The sequence below is a fragment of the Paenibacillus sp. FSL K6-0108 genome (assembly GCF_045040695.1).
GTDB classification, from domain to species: domain Bacteria; phylum Bacillota; class Bacilli; order Paenibacillales; family Paenibacillaceae; genus Paenibacillus; species Paenibacillus pabuli_B.
The window spans coordinates 104,291-119,798 of the sequence record NZ_CP150288.1 but is presented as its reverse complement, the minus strand read 5'-3'; the positions used below and the strand labels follow the sequence as shown (position 1 = coordinate 119,798).

General features: G+C 47.9%; 14 protein-coding genes, 1 pseudogene and 1 riboswitch. Of the genes and pseudogenes, 8 read left to right on the top strand and 7 right to left on the bottom strand.

All coding sequences use genetic code 11. The annotated features are described in order from the left end of the window. Window positions 1–552 precede the first annotated feature (552 nt). On the bottom strand, window positions 553–1,422 hold the full coding sequence (gene speB, locus MHB49_RS00550) for an agmatinase (protein ID WP_247900193.1): 870 nt from the start codon (window positions 1,420–1,422) through the stop codon (window positions 553–555). Window positions 1,423–1,437: 15 nt separating this feature from the next. Continuing rightward, on the bottom strand, window positions 1,438–2,265 hold the full coding sequence (gene speE, locus MHB49_RS00545) for a polyamine aminopropyltransferase (RefSeq protein WP_247900192.1): 828 nt from the start codon (window positions 2,263–2,265) through the stop codon (window positions 1,438–1,440). A gap of 418 nt (window positions 2,266–2,683) precedes the next feature. Here speE and MHB49_RS00540 point away from each other — a divergent pair, with 418 nt between their 5' ends. Continuing rightward, complete coding sequence (locus tag MHB49_RS00540) at window positions 2,684–4,762, top strand: transglycosylase domain-containing protein (protein ID WP_405154641.1); 2,079 nt, start codon at window positions 2,684–2,686, stop codon at window positions 4,760–4,762. 144 nt (window positions 4,763–4,906) lie between these two features. Here the strand turns inward: MHB49_RS00540 and MHB49_RS00535 are convergent, their stop codons facing one another. Further along, the gene (locus MHB49_RS00535; RefSeq protein WP_247900190.1) at window positions 4,907–5,410 is read right to left on the bottom strand and encodes a YwhD family protein; all 504 of its coding nucleotides are present in this window, start codon (window positions 5,408–5,410) and stop codon (window positions 4,907–4,909) included. 101 nt (window positions 5,411–5,511) lie between these two features. On the opposite strand from MHB49_RS00535, the gene MHB49_RS00530 reads away from it, so the two are divergent. The 5 genes from MHB49_RS00530 (at window position 5,512) to MHB49_RS00510 (ending at window position 10,620) form a co-directional block, all read left to right on the top strand. Next, a complete protein-coding gene (locus MHB49_RS00530) occupies window positions 5,512–7,503 on the top strand; it encodes a M1 family metallopeptidase (protein ID WP_405154640.1) in 1,992 nt (663 codons plus the stop codon). Window positions 7,504–7,513: 10 nt separating this feature from the next. After that, window positions 7,514–8,356 carry a hypothetical protein gene (locus tag MHB49_RS00525; protein ID WP_405154639.1) on the top strand — a complete coding sequence of 281 codons (843 nt, stop codon included), beginning with the start codon at window positions 7,514–7,516 and terminating at the stop codon, window positions 8,354–8,356. A gap of 254 nt (window positions 8,357–8,610) precedes the next feature. Next, window positions 8,611–8,748, top strand: a riboswitch (cyclic di-AMP (ydaO/yuaA leader). A 3-nt stretch (window positions 8,749–8,751) separates the two neighbouring features. After that, on the top strand, window positions 8,752–9,222 hold the full coding sequence (locus tag MHB49_RS00520) for a C40 family peptidase (protein WP_024628797.1): 471 nt from the start codon (window positions 8,752–8,754) through the stop codon (window positions 9,220–9,222). Between the two features lie 393 nt (window positions 9,223–9,615). Continuing rightward, window positions 9,616–10,110 (top strand): GNAT family N-acetyltransferase, encoded by a 495-nt coding sequence (locus MHB49_RS00515; protein WP_405154638.1) that lies wholly within the window; start codon window positions 9,616–9,618, stop codon window positions 10,108–10,110. Between the two features lie 150 nt (window positions 10,111–10,260). Then, on the top strand, window positions 10,261–10,620 hold the full coding sequence (locus MHB49_RS00510) for a c-type cytochrome (protein WP_400349464.1): 360 nt from the start codon (window positions 10,261–10,263) through the stop codon (window positions 10,618–10,620). 337 nt (window positions 10,621–10,957) lie between these two features. Here MHB49_RS00510 and rbsK read toward each other — a convergent pair whose 3' ends face one another. From rbsK to MHB49_RS00495, 3 genes are all read right to left on the bottom strand, one after another. Then, window positions 10,958–11,944: a ribokinase gene (gene rbsK, locus MHB49_RS00505; protein WP_405154637.1), complete on the bottom strand. Its 987-nt coding sequence runs from the start codon at window positions 11,942–11,944 to the stop codon at window positions 10,958–10,960. Window positions 11,945–11,988: 44 nt separating this feature from the next. Further along, the gene (locus tag MHB49_RS00500) at window positions 11,989–12,285 is read right to left on the bottom strand and encodes a 4a-hydroxytetrahydrobiopterin dehydratase (RefSeq protein WP_247900184.1); all 297 of its coding nucleotides are present in this window, start codon (window positions 12,283–12,285) and stop codon (window positions 11,989–11,991) included. A gap of 253 nt (window positions 12,286–12,538) precedes the next feature. Continuing rightward, entirely contained in the window at window positions 12,539–12,832 is a 294-nt protein-coding gene (locus MHB49_RS00495) for a hypothetical protein (protein WP_247900183.1), read from the bottom strand. Between the two features lie 234 nt (window positions 12,833–13,066). Here MHB49_RS00495 and motA point away from each other — a divergent pair, with 234 nt between their 5' ends. Together motA and motB are read left to right on the top strand one after the other, a co-directional pair. After that, window positions 13,067–13,867, top strand: a complete 801-nt coding sequence (gene motA / locus MHB49_RS00490; protein ID WP_405157013.1) for a flagellar motor stator protein MotA — start codon at window positions 13,067–13,069, stop codon at window positions 13,865–13,867. Then, the gene (motB, locus tag MHB49_RS00485) at window positions 13,854–14,672 is read left to right on the top strand and encodes a flagellar motor protein MotB (protein ID WP_405154636.1); all 819 of its coding nucleotides are present in this window, start codon (window positions 13,854–13,856) and stop codon (window positions 14,670–14,672) included. The genes motA and motB overlap by 14 nt, the downstream gene beginning before the upstream one ends. Window positions 14,673–14,805: 133 nt before the next feature. Here the strand turns inward: motB and rluF are convergent. Continuing rightward, window positions 14,806–15,506: pseudogene (gene rluF / locus MHB49_RS00480) on the bottom strand (23S rRNA pseudouridine(2604) synthase RluF). Window positions 15,507–15,508 lie beyond the last annotated feature (2 nt).

Sequence of the window (15,508 nt, the reverse complement as noted above, 5' to 3'; positions counted from 1 at the left end):
CACGGCGCAGCTTCCCGAAAGGGGGTGACGTCGATGGTCAAACTTGTGGCGTTGCTTGATGTAATCCGATGGATTGCTGCGATCCTCAGTCTAGTGCTGAGTATCCGAAAGCTTTACCGTTGGTTGCGCAAAAAGTTCCGTAGCAAGCGAAAACCCACCTCATAAGGTTGACAGCCTGACGGTGGGTTTCGCTTGAATAGCAATATTTAATTCTTGCACGCCGTGGCAGTCCACAGCCTTTTCGGGTCCTAAGAGTCTTTACCGTTCCCGCGGTGAAGGCTCTCTTTTTTAGTATATGGTTGAACCCAATCCCCATATACTTCACGAATGTAATATATCAATTAATATATTACTGTACTTATGTAGTCAGTATAGCACAGCTCTGGACAGAAGTTAAATTAAGTTAAGTTAATTTCGTTGTTCCGCTCGGTAGAGCAGTTTCGGATCAAGCAGGAATAGATAAAACACGGATGAAGCATCAAAAATAAAAAAAACGCCCCCTCCTACGCAGGCTTCAACCTGGCGCAGACAGAGGACGATGTTATTTTGCAATTACTTCACAAATCCAAGCAGCATTTCACGAATCATCTTCGCAGCTACAATTTGTGTTTGTTCCGTAGGATCGTAAATCGGCGCTACTTCTACCAAGTCACAACCGACCACATTTACATCTGAACCTGCGATCATATGAATGGCTTCAAGCAGTTCCTTGGACGTAATACCGCCCGCTTCTGCAGTTCCTGTACCCGGAGCCGCAGACGGATCAAGCACGTCGATATCGATTGTCACGTATACCGGACGGTTACCCATTTTCGGAAGAGCTTCCTTCATTGGAGCTGCCACTTCAAACGGATAGAAGTTAATGTTCTCCCGTCCGAATTGGAACTCTTCACGGGAACCGGAACGAATTCCGAACTGATAAATATTTTTGCCGCCCATCAGTTCAGCCGCTTTACGTACTGGCGTCGAGTGAGACAATGGCTCACCTTCATAGTTTTCACGAAGGTCGGCGTGTGCATCAATATGAATCAGGATAAGATCCGGATATTTTTTGTACATTTGCTGAATGACAGGCCAAGTGACGAGGTGTTCCCCGCCAAGACCAATCGGGAATTTGCCATCAGCCAGCAGGCCGCTGATATATTCTCCGATGACTTCGAGACTGCGTCCTGCGTTACCGAAAGGCAAAAGCAGATCTCCAGCGTCAAAGTAAGTCATATCCACAATGCTTTTATCCAGGTAAGGGCTGTACTCTTCAAGTCCAACCGACGCCTGACGGATATGGGAAGGACCAAAACGGGACCCTGGACGGAAGCTGACGGTGTAATCCATCGGCATACCATAAATGACCGCTTTGGAGTTCTCATAATCCTCTGAACTGCAAATAAACACGTTACCTGAATAAGCTTGATCCAACTTCATCTAATTATTTCCTCCTTATTTCGTAAGGTCTTCCACGAATTTAGGAAGAACAAACGCCGCTTTGTGCAGACGTGGAGAGTAATATTTCGTATCCATCTCTGGAATCTGCGTCTCATCCACCTCAAGCGGATTATGTTTTTTGCTGCCCATTGTAAAAGTCCACAGACCGCTTGGGTACGTAGGGATATTACAGCCGTACACATGTACGATCGGGAAGATTTCTTTAACGTCTTTGTTTACCTTTTGGATGAGATCCGCTTTGAACCACGGGTTGTCCGTTTGAGCAACGAAGATCCCATCTTCTTTCAGCGCTTCATAGATGCCCTGGTAGAAACCGCGTTCAAACAGCGGAGCAGCCGGACCAACAGGCTCTGTGGAGTCAACGATGATTACATCGTATTCATTTTTATGTTCTATAATATGCATGTAGCCATCGTTCACCAGTACTTCAACGTTAGGCTCGTCCAACTTACCGGCGATTTCAGGCAGATACTTTTTGGAATATTCGATCACTTTCCCATCGATTTCGACGAGAACTGCTTTTTCAACAGCATTGTGTTTAATGACTTCACGGATCACTCCGCCGTCACCGCCACCAACGACCAGCACCTTTTTCGGATTCGGGTGTGTGTTCAGCGCAGGGTGAGCTGCCATTTCGTGATATACAAACTCGTCTTTCACTGTTGTCATCACCATACCGTCAAGCAGCAACATATTACCGAATTCCTCGGTCTCTACCATAGCCAGATCTTGAAAATCCGTCTTTTCGCTTACATAAGTCTGCTTAATCTTTGCGGTGATTCCGAATGCGGGGGTCTGTTTCTCCGTAAACCATAATTCCATAATCTCTACCTTCTTTCCGTAAAGTTAATGATCAGCCATACCTGACAAAGCGCGGATGCGCTGTCGGCTCGCTCAAGCACGTCCAGCGTTCGGCGCCATACAGCGTTATGGTTTCTGGCTGCGGGAAAGGTCCGCGGTTCACTTCATTATATAGATTAAATTGACCAGAGCGTACTTAGCGTCTGACTGATCAAAGAATCAAATCACTGACAACGGGTATTGTTCGGCCTTCCTTGCCTATTGTATGTTGTGCCGAACTGTATCTTTTCATTACCCTTTTGCATTATACGCGATTGACGTTTATACTGCAAAACGGTTTTTTTCTGCAAAAAACTATAATTTAAACCGTTAAACGGGCGGATTGAATATCCGTGTCACTGAATTCCCATACTGGAAAGAAAAGAAAGGAGCCCGTCCCATGACTCAATCAAGCCAAAAGACCCGCAAACGCGGGTTCCGCATATGGAAAGTCATCAAAAGCCTGACTCTGCTCGCTGTTCTCGGCCTTATCGTCATGGCAGCAGGACTGGTTTACCTATACGCCACCAGCTTGCCGCTGGCTGACTCCGATCGCAATTCGAGACTGCTGGACAGCCAGGGCGAAGTCATTGCCACATTCTCGGCAGGCGGCAAAGACTCGGTGCCTGTGCAGTTGGGAGATATCTCACCTGATTTGGTCAACGCTACACTCGCTGTAGAGGACCGCAAGTTCTATGATCATGTCGGCTTCGACATCCGAGGGATGGGACGGGCCGTGCTCGTAAACCTGGAACATATGCAGATGTCTCAGGGCGCAAGTACCCTGACCCAACAGCTCGCACGCAACTTATATTTGTCCCATGAAAAGACATGGACCCGAAAGGCCAAGGAAGCCATGTATACGGCCCAGTTGGAGATGAAGTACACCAAAGATGAACTTCTGCAGATGTACCTGAATGAGATTTATTATGGTCATGGCGCCTACGGGATCGAAGCTGCATCACGCATGTATTTTGGCAAATCGGCCAAACAGTTGACGCTCGCAGAAAGTGCCATGCTTGCAGGAATTCCAAAGGGTCCGACCTATTATTCTCCATATAATCATATGAAGAACGCCAAGGATCGGCAGAAGGTTGTATTAAACGCCATGGCGGACATTGGCAAAATTACGCAAGTGGAAGCCGACAAGGCTTATGAGGAAATGCTCTCGTTCAAGCCCGAAAGTGAACGCAAAACTGTGGAAAGTGCACCCTATTTTCGCGATTACATCCGGAATCTGGCGATCAAGGAGCTGGGAATCAGCGAAGCGATGCTGGATCATGGAGGCTTGAATATATACACCACGCTGGATCTGCGTGTACAAAAAGCGGCAGAAGACGCCGTAGCCAAAGGCATGGACGCCAAAAGCGAGCTCGAAACCGCGCTGGTATCGATCGATCCCCGTACCGGATACATCAAAGCGATGGTGGGCGGCAAAAATTATCGCACCAATCAGATTAACCATGTACTGGCGACTACACGCCAGCCGGGATCTGCTTTTAAACCGATTATGTATCTGGCTGCCCTGGAATCGAAACAGCTCACCAGTGCGTCCATGTTTAAAAGCGAGCCGACCCTGTTTCATTATGACAATGATCGCAAGACCTATAAACCCGGCAACTTCGGGGATAAGTATTTAGGTGAGATTGATCTGAGACAGGCGATCGCCGCTTCGGACAACATCTACGCGGTCAATACAATTATGCAGATTGGACCTGAACAAGTGGTGAAGATGGCCAAGAATCTAGGGATTACGAGCAACCTGAGCCCGGTACCTTCTCTTGCACTCGGCACCTCACCTGTTAGTCCATTGGAGATGGCTTCAGCATTCTCCGCGATCGCCGCAGGAGGGCAGAGGACACCTCCTGTAGCCATTCTGCAGGTGACAGATGCCGCAGGACGAGTCATCTATGAGGCGCCTCAGACCAAGGCTGAGAGGGTCGTCGAACCCGCTGCCGCTTATGTATTAACGCGATTGATGGAAAGTGTGTTTGAGAATGGCGGAACGGGCAATAGGGTATCCGCAACGATAAAACGGCCTGTCGCCGGCAAAACGGGGACAACGAATACGGACGCTTGGTTAGTCGGCTTCACTCCAGAGCTATCAACGGCCGTCTGGGTCGGTTACGATCAAGGCAAAGCCATTTCTACATCTGATGGACGCCGTGCGGCACCCATGTTTGCCCAGTTTACGGAACAGGCTCTCGCCAGCGTTCCACCAAAGATTTTCACCGTACCGGATAACGTCGTCAGTGTATATATCGATCCTGAATCCGGTAAACTGGCTGGCAATGGCTGTGCCGAGAAAAGGCTGGAAGTTTTTATTGATGGCACAGAGCCGACCGAGGTCTGTCGCAGCGCTTCAGACAACTCGGGTTCAGAGAATGATAAAGACAGTCGCGAAGTGCAAAACCAGCAGGGAATACAGGAAGAGAAGCATTCATGGTGGAAGGATTTCAAACGCTGGTGGGTGGAGTAACCAAAGTGACGCAAAAACGTAATGACGTAATTACGTCAGCGTCTGTAAAATTTAATTTTAGCATACAAGCAAAAACCCCGAACCGATCATCTCGGTCCTGGGGCTTTTGCTTCTTTTTTTTGAACAGCTTTGAACATTCATTAATTAAGCGAGTGCTTCTTTCAATTCATCCGGAGAAGCGTTCCACCATTCTTCGTTATGCGTAGTCAGCAGCGTCTTGAGTGCTGCGCGATCTTCAGGTCCAAGTTCATCCAGCATGAACCGGCGCTTCATGGCATAATCCATGCGATTCACATGATCCGCCAGCAGTTTCCATCCACGCCGTGCTTCGGTATCAATCCACATCTCACATGCAGTTGCTCCACCATAGAACTGCCCCTGTTCGTTACGGTCCACAGCTACCCATACCAGCCATACCTGGCGTCCATTGGGTACATCCTCACGGTTGGTCGAGAATTTGATGTTGCGTTCTACCTTACTCTTCGCATGCATTGCACCAATATCGATCTTAGCCTCTCCGTTATCAATAATAACCGGAGACAGGTTGTTCAGATCAATAGAGCCTGCACCAAAGCCTTTGTGTTTGCTCTTTGCACTAACGATATTCAAGGCAATCTGTTTTTTGCCGTTTTGCTCGTTTTGGTCCATGTTTATAGCCTCCAAGGGTTGATACAAATATTTTAACTAATAATCGCCCCAATGCAAACATATACATGCTGTAGATGCTTGTCAACGGGAGGTATTTAACGATGATTCCACGACGTGCCAAGAGCTGGCTCACCGCAATTATAGCCCTGTGTGTAGTTGCCGGAGGGATATGGCTTGGTCTGGGTTCCACACGTTCCATTCATTCTGACTTGCCTGCGCTCGCCCCGGAATCGGGCAAGCCTACGGCACCCGTCAAAACCCAAACATCTCCGGAAAGTATACAGACACCTACCGCTGAAGTATTCAGCAACCGCGTAGTGGAATATCACATGGATGTGAAGCTGGTAGACGGAAATGTATTGCAGGGGACCCAGACGATAACCTGGACACATCCAGGCAAGAAAACCGTCAGCGAACTTTATTTTCACATGTATCCCAACGCCTTCTCCTCTGCCGACACCACCTTTATGAAAGAATCCGGGGGGAAACTTCGTGGTGATGTCATGCCCACGAACGGTTATGGTTCCATGCATATTACAGAAATGAAAACAGAGGACGGGCTTTCTCTCTTGCATCGGATGCAGTATGTGCAACCGGATGACGGGAACATGAAAGATACTACCCTCATTAAGGTAAGGCTGCCCAAACCCGTTAAAGGTGGTGAAAGCATCACGCTTCGCACCCGATTTGAGGTCAAGCTGCCGAAAATTTTCGCCCGCATGGGAACAGCAGATAACTTTGTTATGGCAGGCCAATGGTTCCCCAAACTCAGCGTATATGAGCCAATTGGCACACGAGGTCGAACGACCGAAGGCTGGAATCTGCATCAGTATCACGGCAATTCAGAGTTCTACGCTGATTTCGGGATCTATAGTGTGCGTATTCGGGTACCGGAAACATACAAAGTAGCCGCTACTGGATTTCCAACCCAGCAAGCTGTTGTGAAGAATGGCGAAAAAGTATATCAGTTCTATGCCGATGATGTGCATGATTTTGCCTGGTCAGCCTCTCCTGATTTTGTTTATGCGGAGGAGCCCTTCTCTGCTCCCAATGTACCAGGCGTTCGAATCAAGCTTTATCTCGACCCTGCTCATGAGGATTTGAAGGAACGTTATTTCTACGCCGCCAAAGCAGCGCTTTCCAATTATAGCAAATGGTTTGGCCCTTATCCGTATTCCACACTATCTATCGTTGTCCCGCCCAAATCGGGGAATGGCGCAGGGGGAATGGAATACCCTACTTTGGTCACTGCCTTCGGTGCGGATGATTCTACTCCTGGTTACGATCTGGAACGCACGGTTGTGCACGAGATTGGGCATCAGTATTTTTACGGCATGGTCGCGAGTAATGAATTTGAAGAAGCATGGCTGGATGAAGGATTCACCTCCTATGCGGAAGACAAAGTGATGGAACAGGAATACGGACTTATCCCGAATCTGCCTGTACAATCAGCTCTCATTACTTCTCCAGCTTCATTGACACAGGACTCCTGGAAGTTTGATTCCCAGAATCAATATGCAGCAAATGTATACACACGAGGCAAGCTCGTATTACTCGGAATAGAACAGCAGGTTGGTACAAAAACAATGGAACGTATTCTCTCGACCTATGTGAAGAAATACCGCTTTAAACACCCTACTTCATCTGATTTTCAAAAGGTTGTGGAGCAAGTTACGCGGGCATCCTGGAACGATTATTTTAATCAGTATGTATACGGTGACGGCATGGCTGACTTTGCAGTGGAGAAGATCGCAATCAATCCGATCCTGAAAGACGGCCAAACGTTGTACGAGTCGTCAGTTACATTGCAGAAAAAAGGCAGTGACTATTTAAAAGTACCTGTTCGAATCGTGTTCGAGGATGGAAAAACCCTGACTAAGGAATGGGATGGAAGCGACAAACGCATTACTTACAAACTAACCTATACTTCCCCTGTTTCCTGGGCAATGACTGATCCGCTGTACACCATTGTGCTGGAGAACCACCATATGAACAATTTTCTGAAAGCCGGACTGGATGAGCCAACCAAATCCCGCTGGAGCATGAGCGCAACCAAAATTATAGAAGCCATATTCGGAAGTCTGTCATGGTGAGGTGGATACAGTGAAAGCGAAAATACGTGAAGGCTGGTTTCTCGTCCGTCAGCATATGTTCATTGCAGCACTCTTGTTTCTCTATCAATTAATATGGGGATACTTCCTTTATCGAATGGTACAGTCAGCGGTGGTCCCGCTGCTCCTGCGTTATCCTGATCCTGATGCCGGGGAGCTAAGTACAATCTTGTTCAAAATGGAGAGCCAGCTCGGCCTTTCAACGAACTCGGAGGTTCATCGCTATCTGTGGATTCTAGGCGCTATGCTACTGCTAAGGATGCTGATTAGCCCTCTCATTCAGGCTGGGCTGCTCTACTCGCTCCAGCATTATAATCATTCGGAAGAACGTATCCCATTCATTCGGGGCGTCAAAAATTTGTGGAAGCCAATGCTGTTGCTCTACACCATTCGCACCCTATTGCTGCTGCTACCGGCATATTGGCTCGCACCAAAGCTCTATTCCATCTTCATGGAAGGTTTTCATTCTCTCCATCTGCTTCTGCCTGGTATACCCTATGTTGTTGGCTGGATTGTATACGGGTGGGTTATCCATCACATCCTGCTCTACATGCAGTTTGGTATCTCGGCTCCTGATGGAGAAGGTGGAGCGCTTGGTACGTTTCAAGCTCTATGGATTGCGCTACGCCAGGTCATCCCTCTTATTGGCATTGCAGTCCTGCTAGGAGGCCTTCATCTGCTGGTATTTGGCGCCTTTACTTCAGCTTCATGGTTAGTAACGGGCTTAATCGGTCTTATACTACAACAGACGTATCCACTTGCCAGGTGTTTGCTGAGCCTGTGGAAAATATGCGCCCATTTTCGATTATGGCAGTCCAATTCGGTCAAGGAATAAACTGAACGGTTAAAAATTGTTACCATCTCTATGTAAAGTGTTATGCTCATCTAATGCCGTTAAATAAGCAAACCTCGACCTTTCCCCGTCAAAGGTCGAGGTTTTTTTTGTTAATTTTGTTGTTAAACGTTGCCAAAGTGGTATACCTCTGTTACAATAATCGCAGTGAGTTTTTAGTAACAACTTTGTAATCTTTACCTTCATATTTGTAACTACTTAAAATTTAATCGTCATTTCTTGATTTCGCAGGTGCATAACTAGCATAGCCAAATTCCTAGCACCTGGGAAGCGGGGGAACCAGTTATGGGTGAATTGATCTTGCAACAGAGGGATCATAGGGGACCTTCAACCGAATCCTTAAGCTAACCTCGTAGGCATTGGAAGGGGTATATCTCTTGTTTAAGAAGAAATTAACCGCAGCTGTACTTAGCCTGACATTCGCATTATCGCTTGGAGCAGGCAGCGCATTCGCAGATTCAAAAATGGACCAAGTCATTGATTCAGCAATGGGAACTACATACAAAAGCGGAGGAACAACGCTTAACGGCTTTGACTGCTCTGGGTTTACAAGTTATGTATTCGACAAGCTGGGCATTGATCTGGCTCGCCAATCCAGTTCACAATTCGACATGGGCGATTCAGTATCCCGTATGGAAATGAGACCAGGCGATCTGGTATTTTTCAATACAACGGGCAAAGGGGTCTCGCATGTAGGGATCTTTGTAGGGGATGGTAAGTTTGCACACTCCTCTTCTTCCAAAGGAGTTACAATCAGCGCATTAAGTGAAAGCTACTGGGCTAACCGCTATGTTGGCGCTAAACGCATTATGAGCACGGACGCATATGAAACATTGGCCATCGACTAGGGACAAACTGAGCAACGTCATGCTGGAACAATAAAACTACTGTAACGAAGCATAATAGAACCGTCTGGTACATTCTCCGCAGGAATGTATCCGGCGGTTTTTTTGTGCTTTGTTTCTCTAAACGTATTCAGGATAAGCTATTAAACCAACTTTAGCTTTTTATAGAGCTAATTTTTATTGCTTTGTCCGTGCTCTTATAATGTTTTTACCCATCCCACTATAATATAAACGAAATTACCGGAACTTTTGTTTCACTTTTTTTCTCAAACGGGTACTTGCCAAATGAACGCCTCTTTTGTAGAGTGAAAACAGACTTACATATGGAATGACATATGTATATGGACAATTCAAAACCAGTATAGCTTGTTCACAATGAGAGGAGCATGCAGTTGTATGGATGAAGCCCCTGTGATGTTTCACGTTGTGCCCATGCAAGAAGAACATGCGAAGCTCATCTGCGATTGGCAGTATGACCCGCCTTATAATATTTATAGCTGGCTGCCCTGGGAGCAGATGAAAGCACTTGAGGTGGAATTTGGCGATCCCCAGCTACGGAAAGAACAATATGCGGTCGTACTGGGGGAGGATGGGCAAATTTGCGGTTTCGCTCAATACTTTGCACTTGAAGGTGTCACCCGCATTGGGCTTGGCATGCATCCCGAACGCTGTGGTCATGGTCAAGGGACGGATTTTGTCTCGGCCATTGTGCAGGAAGCCATTCGCCGGAACCCTGCAAACGAAATAGATCTGGAAGTTCTGACATGGAATGAACGTGCCATTCGCGTCTATCTCAAAGCCGGATTTGTTACGCAGGATACATACGAGCGACAGACACCGAGCGGTTTGAAACCTTTTTATTGCATGGTCTATCAAGGTCCACGCGGATAAAAAAGGCTATAAAAGCACCTTGAAAGTCCCCGGTTATGTGATTAGTTCAAAAAATTACCACAAAATGCTATGATGTAACTACAGGTTCCGTTATAATGATATGGATAGTTTCAGGTTAGATGATCTTTCATTCTGGAGGGGACATAAGGGATGCACAAATGGATCATGAGCGGGGTATTTTTTGCAGCGTGCGCTTTAGCTATTGTTTTAATGTTTACGCTTCCAGGGAAAGAGGAAGTTGCAGAAGAAGCGAAACCGACGATGCCACAAGTTACAATGGATGCAGGACAGGCTGAGGCACTAGTCAAAGCAAACTGTATTACCTGCCACGGTGATCAGCTTCAAGGGGGCATGGGCCCTAGTCTGCAGAAGATTGGTAGCCAGGACGATGTGGAGAAGATTTATACCACGATTGTCAAAGGTAAAAGCGGCGGTATGCCTTCGTTCAAAGACAAGTTGAAGGATGAAGAAATCGCAAATGTTGCGATGTGGCTGGCAGAGAAGAAGTAATCCAAGATGTTCAAGGCGATCAGTCTGTGACGGATTGCATGTATAGTGGGTTAGTGATTTCAATCTTGGTCACCTCCTGCACCTTCGTGCATACCAAACCACACTGAAGCTGGACACACAACGTAGTTACCCCTGTATTCAATATTACAGGGGTTGCTGGGTTTATCGATGGTCATACAAAAGAAGAGGCTCTTACTCACCCGCGCTGGGAAGTAAGAGCCTCTTGGTCATATATTAGGTATACCCGCTGGAAAATTGCACGCTATGATTTCTCTGATTGCATTGGCGTATCCTACGGCCGCATGCCGCCTCTGGTTCACCTAAAAGCTTGCATAGATTACTGGGTCTTTGCCTCCTGCTCAGCGAGAAAAGCTTCCACTTCACGTGCGGACGGCATCCCGGACTGGGCGCCGAGCTTCGTCACGGACAACGCGGCTGCGCCCATGGCGAAACTTACCGCCGTGTCAAGCGTCTCTCCGCGCGCGAGGGCTACCGCCAGCGCGCCGTTAAAGCAATCGCCAGCGCCGGTCGTGTCGACGGCGCTTACGGCGTAGCCGGGCGCACGGCACGCGCCGGCACGCCCTGCCTGTACGCGGCCGCTAGGCGCTGCCGCGTACACAGCCCCCTCGGGACCGAGCGTCGTGACGACAGCGGCCCCGAGGGATGCGGCAAGCTCTGCGACCGCCGCATCCACGTCTTCCGGCCGGAGATCATCCCGGCCGGTGAGCACGGCGAGCTCGCTGCGGTTCGGCGTGACAACGTCGACGCACCGCAGCAGCTCCTGGGGCAGACCCGGCACAGCAGGGGCCGGGTTGAGCACCACCAATGCGCTGCCTTCAGCCGCCAGTTGGGCGGCGCGGGTGACCGCAGGCAGCGGGATCTCCAGCTGCAGCAGCACCGCTGCGGCTGCAGTCAGGCTTTTTACCGTATCCGCCTCCTCCAGCATCGCAGGCACGACCTGCCCATTCGCTCCGGGAATGACAATAATCCGGTTATCTCCTTTGGATAGCCAGATGGAGGCTGTACCTGTAACGGTATCATCCAGAATACGAACCTGCGAGGCATCCGCCCCGCTTTCCGTTAGACTATGCAGCAGGCGTTCACCAAAACCATCCGAACCTACAGCACCAACCATTGTTGTCTGTCCGCCCAGTCGTGCAGCAGCAACCGCCTGATTGGCGCCTTTGCCCCCAGCCAAATAGTGCAGTTCCTCCCCGCTCACCGTTTCGCCTTCCTCAGGGATAATATCCGTCTTCACGACCAGATCCATATTAAGGCTGCCTACGACAGCAATAAGAGGTTTGTTCTGATTATCGTCTGACATGTATGCTTCACTCATTTCAGTAGTGCGATAATAACCGATCCCGGTTATTCCGACCTCATTTTCTCAAAAGCTTCGTTATATTGCCCTGCTTCTTTAATATCTACAGATGTGATGCCACCCTCATCCCATGATGTGAGACGCAGTGTCACCGTTGTATAGTCAATCGTAATGAAAGGGTGATGATTGAACGCTTCCGAAATCGCTGCGACCTCGTCCACAAATGCAATCCCTTTCATGTAGTTGGAGAATACGAACTTGCGGACAATCCATCGTCCCTCTTCCAGTTCCCAGCCTTCCAGCCTTCCCAGATGAGCTTCGACTTCCTCTTGCGAAAAAACCATACGTTATCTTCCTCCCCATATGATGGCTCATCACAGACACCTGTCCATGCTGCCACCGAAACCTTTGGTGTTACCCATAGCAACCTAAGCGCATAGGTACACCGCCCTGCGGTTCGCCCGTTTCATGACTATCATCTTACCACGGACAAGCCTCAAATTCCAATAGTACAAATGGCGCTAGATCCACTAGCCATAAGGCTTTAGGGAGATTCTTCTACTCCGTTTTCCATGCCAAAAACCTTATGGAAGCATACTAAATGAGTGGTACAAAAGTCAGCTCTTCTTCCCCGATTAAGATATGAATTCGGTGCTGATCCTTGTCATGAATGACCACTCCACTTCCCACCGGGATAACAGACTCCTCACCCAGCGCATAGAACAGATCTTCCGCAAGCGCCTCATCCACTTCGAGCTGCTCTGTCACACCAAGGCGGGACCACTCTTCCTCGTCCATTTCAAAGAAAACGTAGCGGTCCGGTATTCGACCTAAAGCCTGTGTCAAATCTGTCAATATTCCTTCATAATCCCGTCCATGCTTTACGCCCATTGGCTTTTCACTCCTATTTAGCCCCTAAGGAGCAGATTTGATCTTATTATACCTGAAAATTACCCTTAAAAAAAAAGGCCATCTGGTCGATAAATACTATACATGACCGTTTTAACTGTTTCTGCCACCCTATAGGGTGCCTAACATTAAACGGATTGCGGTGTAACGTTCGTCCGGAAGCCCGAATAAAGCCGCTTGAAAGGATTCAATTTTATCTCATGGATGAGGTGTATGATGGAAATTTCAACGATTATCGGACTAGTTTTAGGGCTGGTTTCACTTGTATTGGGGATGTTCCTGAAGGGGGCGCCCCTAATCAACCTGGTTAACAACCCGGCAGCCTACGTTATTATTTTTGTTGGTACGGCAGCAACTATTTTCATGGCATTCCCCATGTCTGAAGTTAAAAAAATCCCCAAGTTATTCGGGGTACTGTTCAAAAAGCAACAACTGATTGACCGTGTTTCTCTAATCGGCACATTTATGGACTGGGCTTCCACCACCCGTCGTGAAGGCTTACTTGCACTTGAATCGAAAGTCGAAGATATTGACGACCAATTCCTGCGCGCCGGTATGCGTATGATTATTGACGGAAATGATCAGGAATTTGTAAGTGATGTACTCATGGAAGATATTCACGCTACAGAAGAGCGCCATCGCGGCGGTGCCTTGATCTTCTCCCAAGCGGGGATGTATGCACCAACGCTCGGGGTACTCGGGGCCGTTGTAGGTCTCATCGCAGCGCTTGCAGATCTAAGTGATATGGAGAAGCTCTCCCACGCGATTGCAGCGGCGTTTATCGCAACGCTTCTCGGTATCTTCAGTGGTTACGTGTTGTGGCACCCGATGTCCAATAAACTGAAGCGGATGTCCAAAAAAGAGATGGAAATCAAGCTGATGATGGTTGAAGGGCTGTTATCCATTCAATCCGGTGTATCCACAATCGCTATCAACCAAAAACTATCTGTATTCCTGACACCTTCCGAGCGTAGACAACTGGAAGAGAAGGAGGGATCTTCAGGTGAAAAAGGCTAAAAAACATGAACCGCATGAAGAGCATATAGATGAGAGCTGGTTGCTCCCCTATTCCGACTTGATGACTCTGCTGCTTGCCCTGTTTATTACCCTGTTCTCCATGAGTTCACTTGATGCGGCAAAGTTTGAACAGATGGCTTCGGCACTGAGCAGCGCATTGAACGGTGGTTCGGGTGTATTGGATCATACCTCCATGAATCCTACAGATTCCACGACAGATTTGGGCAAAAACAAACAGCAGCCTGAAGACATCACCAAGAAGACACCAGCTCAGATTACAGATGCGCAGATGGCTCAGAAAGAACAGGAAGATCTGGAGAAACTCAAGAAACGACTTGATCAATATATTCAGAAAAACGGGCTTTCCGATCAGCTGAATACAAAGCTGAATCAGTCTGAGCTCAAGATCACGATCAGTGACAACGCCCTGTTCTCCTCTGGCCGGGCTGATGTTAAACCCGAGTCACGCTCATTGGCTAAAGCCATCTCGAGCATGCTGCAGGAGTTTCCGGAATACGAAGTTGTTGTATCTGGTCATACTGATAATGTTCCCATTTCGAACAGCCAATATAAGGATAACTGGGATTTAAGTGCGGATCGCGCACTAAATTTCCTCAAAATTCTGTTATTGAATGAGGCACTGGACCCTGCGAAGTTCACACCTAGCGGTTATGGAGAGTATCACCCAGTCGCCAGCAACCAAACGGATGCTGGACGAGCTCAAAACCGTCGGGTAGAAGTTTCGATTATCCGGAAATATCAAAGTAACAACACAGCCGTGAAAGCAGTTGGACAAGGTAACTAAAAAATCGTTCGTTGTAGACAAACGAATGCTTAAGGCACTCTCCTTCATACCAGGAGAGTGCCTTTTTTTCTATCCACTGATATGAAGAAGTGCTGCTTCCCTTGAGGGAAAGCAGCACCTTGGATATCATCATTTATTCCATATTATAATCTAGCAAACTGCTCAATTCTGACTTTTCTGCGGGTGTCAGTTCTCTCCAGGTCCCTGTGACCTGTTCGCCGAGATGAATATTCATAATACGAATCCGCTTCAACTTCCGCACCTCATAGCCAAATGCACTGCACATCCGGCGAATTTGGCGATTTTTTCCTCTGTCAGAATAATACGGAACACCCGATCTGATATGCGAGTCACCGTACAGGGCAGCGTCATTTCACCAAGGATTTTGACTCCCGTGCTCATGCCTCTTAAGAAGCTCGGCGTTACCTCGCGATCCACGGTGACAATATATTCTTTCTCATGGCGTCCTTCTGCCCTCAAAATTCGATTGACGATATCGCCATCATTGGTCATCAGAATCAGACCTTCCGAATCCTTATCCAGACGACCAATCGGGAAGATACGCTCTTTGTGCCCTACAAAATCAACAATATTTCCTTGAATGTGCCGCTCGGTTGTACTCGTTATTCCGACAGGTTTATTGAGCGCAATATATACGTGTTTCCGTTTTTCCTTAATAGGTTGACCATTAATCCGTACATCATCGCCATCTTCTGCCTGACTGCCCAGCTCTGCCTTCACTCCATTAATTGTTACTTTTCCGCTCTCCACCAATCTGTCGGCTTCCCGACGAGAACAAAAACCCGTTTCACTGATAAATTTATTAATACGCAAAA

Coding starts and splice junctions, on each gene's coding strand:
- motA (WP_405157013.1), top strand. CDS start 13,067: ATGGAAATTTCAACGATTATCGGACTAGTTTTAGGGCTGGTTTCACTT.
- MHB49_RS00500 (WP_247900184.1), bottom strand. CDS start 12,285: ATGGTTTTTTCGCAAGAGGAAGTCGAAGCTCATCTGGGAAGGCTGGAA.
- MHB49_RS00495 (WP_247900183.1), bottom strand. CDS start 12,832: ATGGGCGTAAAGCATGGACGGGATTATGAAGGAATATTGACAGATTTG.
- MHB49_RS00535 (WP_247900190.1), bottom strand. CDS start 5,410: ATGGACCAAAACGAGCAAAACGGCAAAAAACAGATTGCCTTGAATATC.
- speB (WP_247900193.1), bottom strand. CDS start 1,422: ATGAAGTTGGATCAAGCTTATTCAGGTAACGTGTTTATTTGCAGTTCA.
- MHB49_RS00540 (WP_405154641.1), top strand. CDS start 2,684: ATGACTCAATCAAGCCAAAAGACCCGCAAACGCGGGTTCCGCATATGG.
- MHB49_RS00510 (WP_400349464.1), top strand. CDS start 10,261: ATGCACAAATGGATCATGAGCGGGGTATTTTTTGCAGCGTGCGCTTTA.
- MHB49_RS00515 (WP_405154638.1), top strand. CDS start 9,616: ATGGATGAAGCCCCTGTGATGTTTCACGTTGTGCCCATGCAAGAAGAA.
- rbsK (WP_405154637.1), bottom strand. CDS start 11,944: ATGTCAGACGATAATCAGAACAAACCTCTTATTGCTGTCGTAGGCAGC.
- speE (WP_247900192.1), bottom strand. CDS start 2,265: ATGGAATTATGGTTTACGGAGAAACAGACCCCCGCATTCGGAATCACC.
- MHB49_RS00530 (WP_405154640.1), top strand. CDS start 5,512: ATGATTCCACGACGTGCCAAGAGCTGGCTCACCGCAATTATAGCCCTG.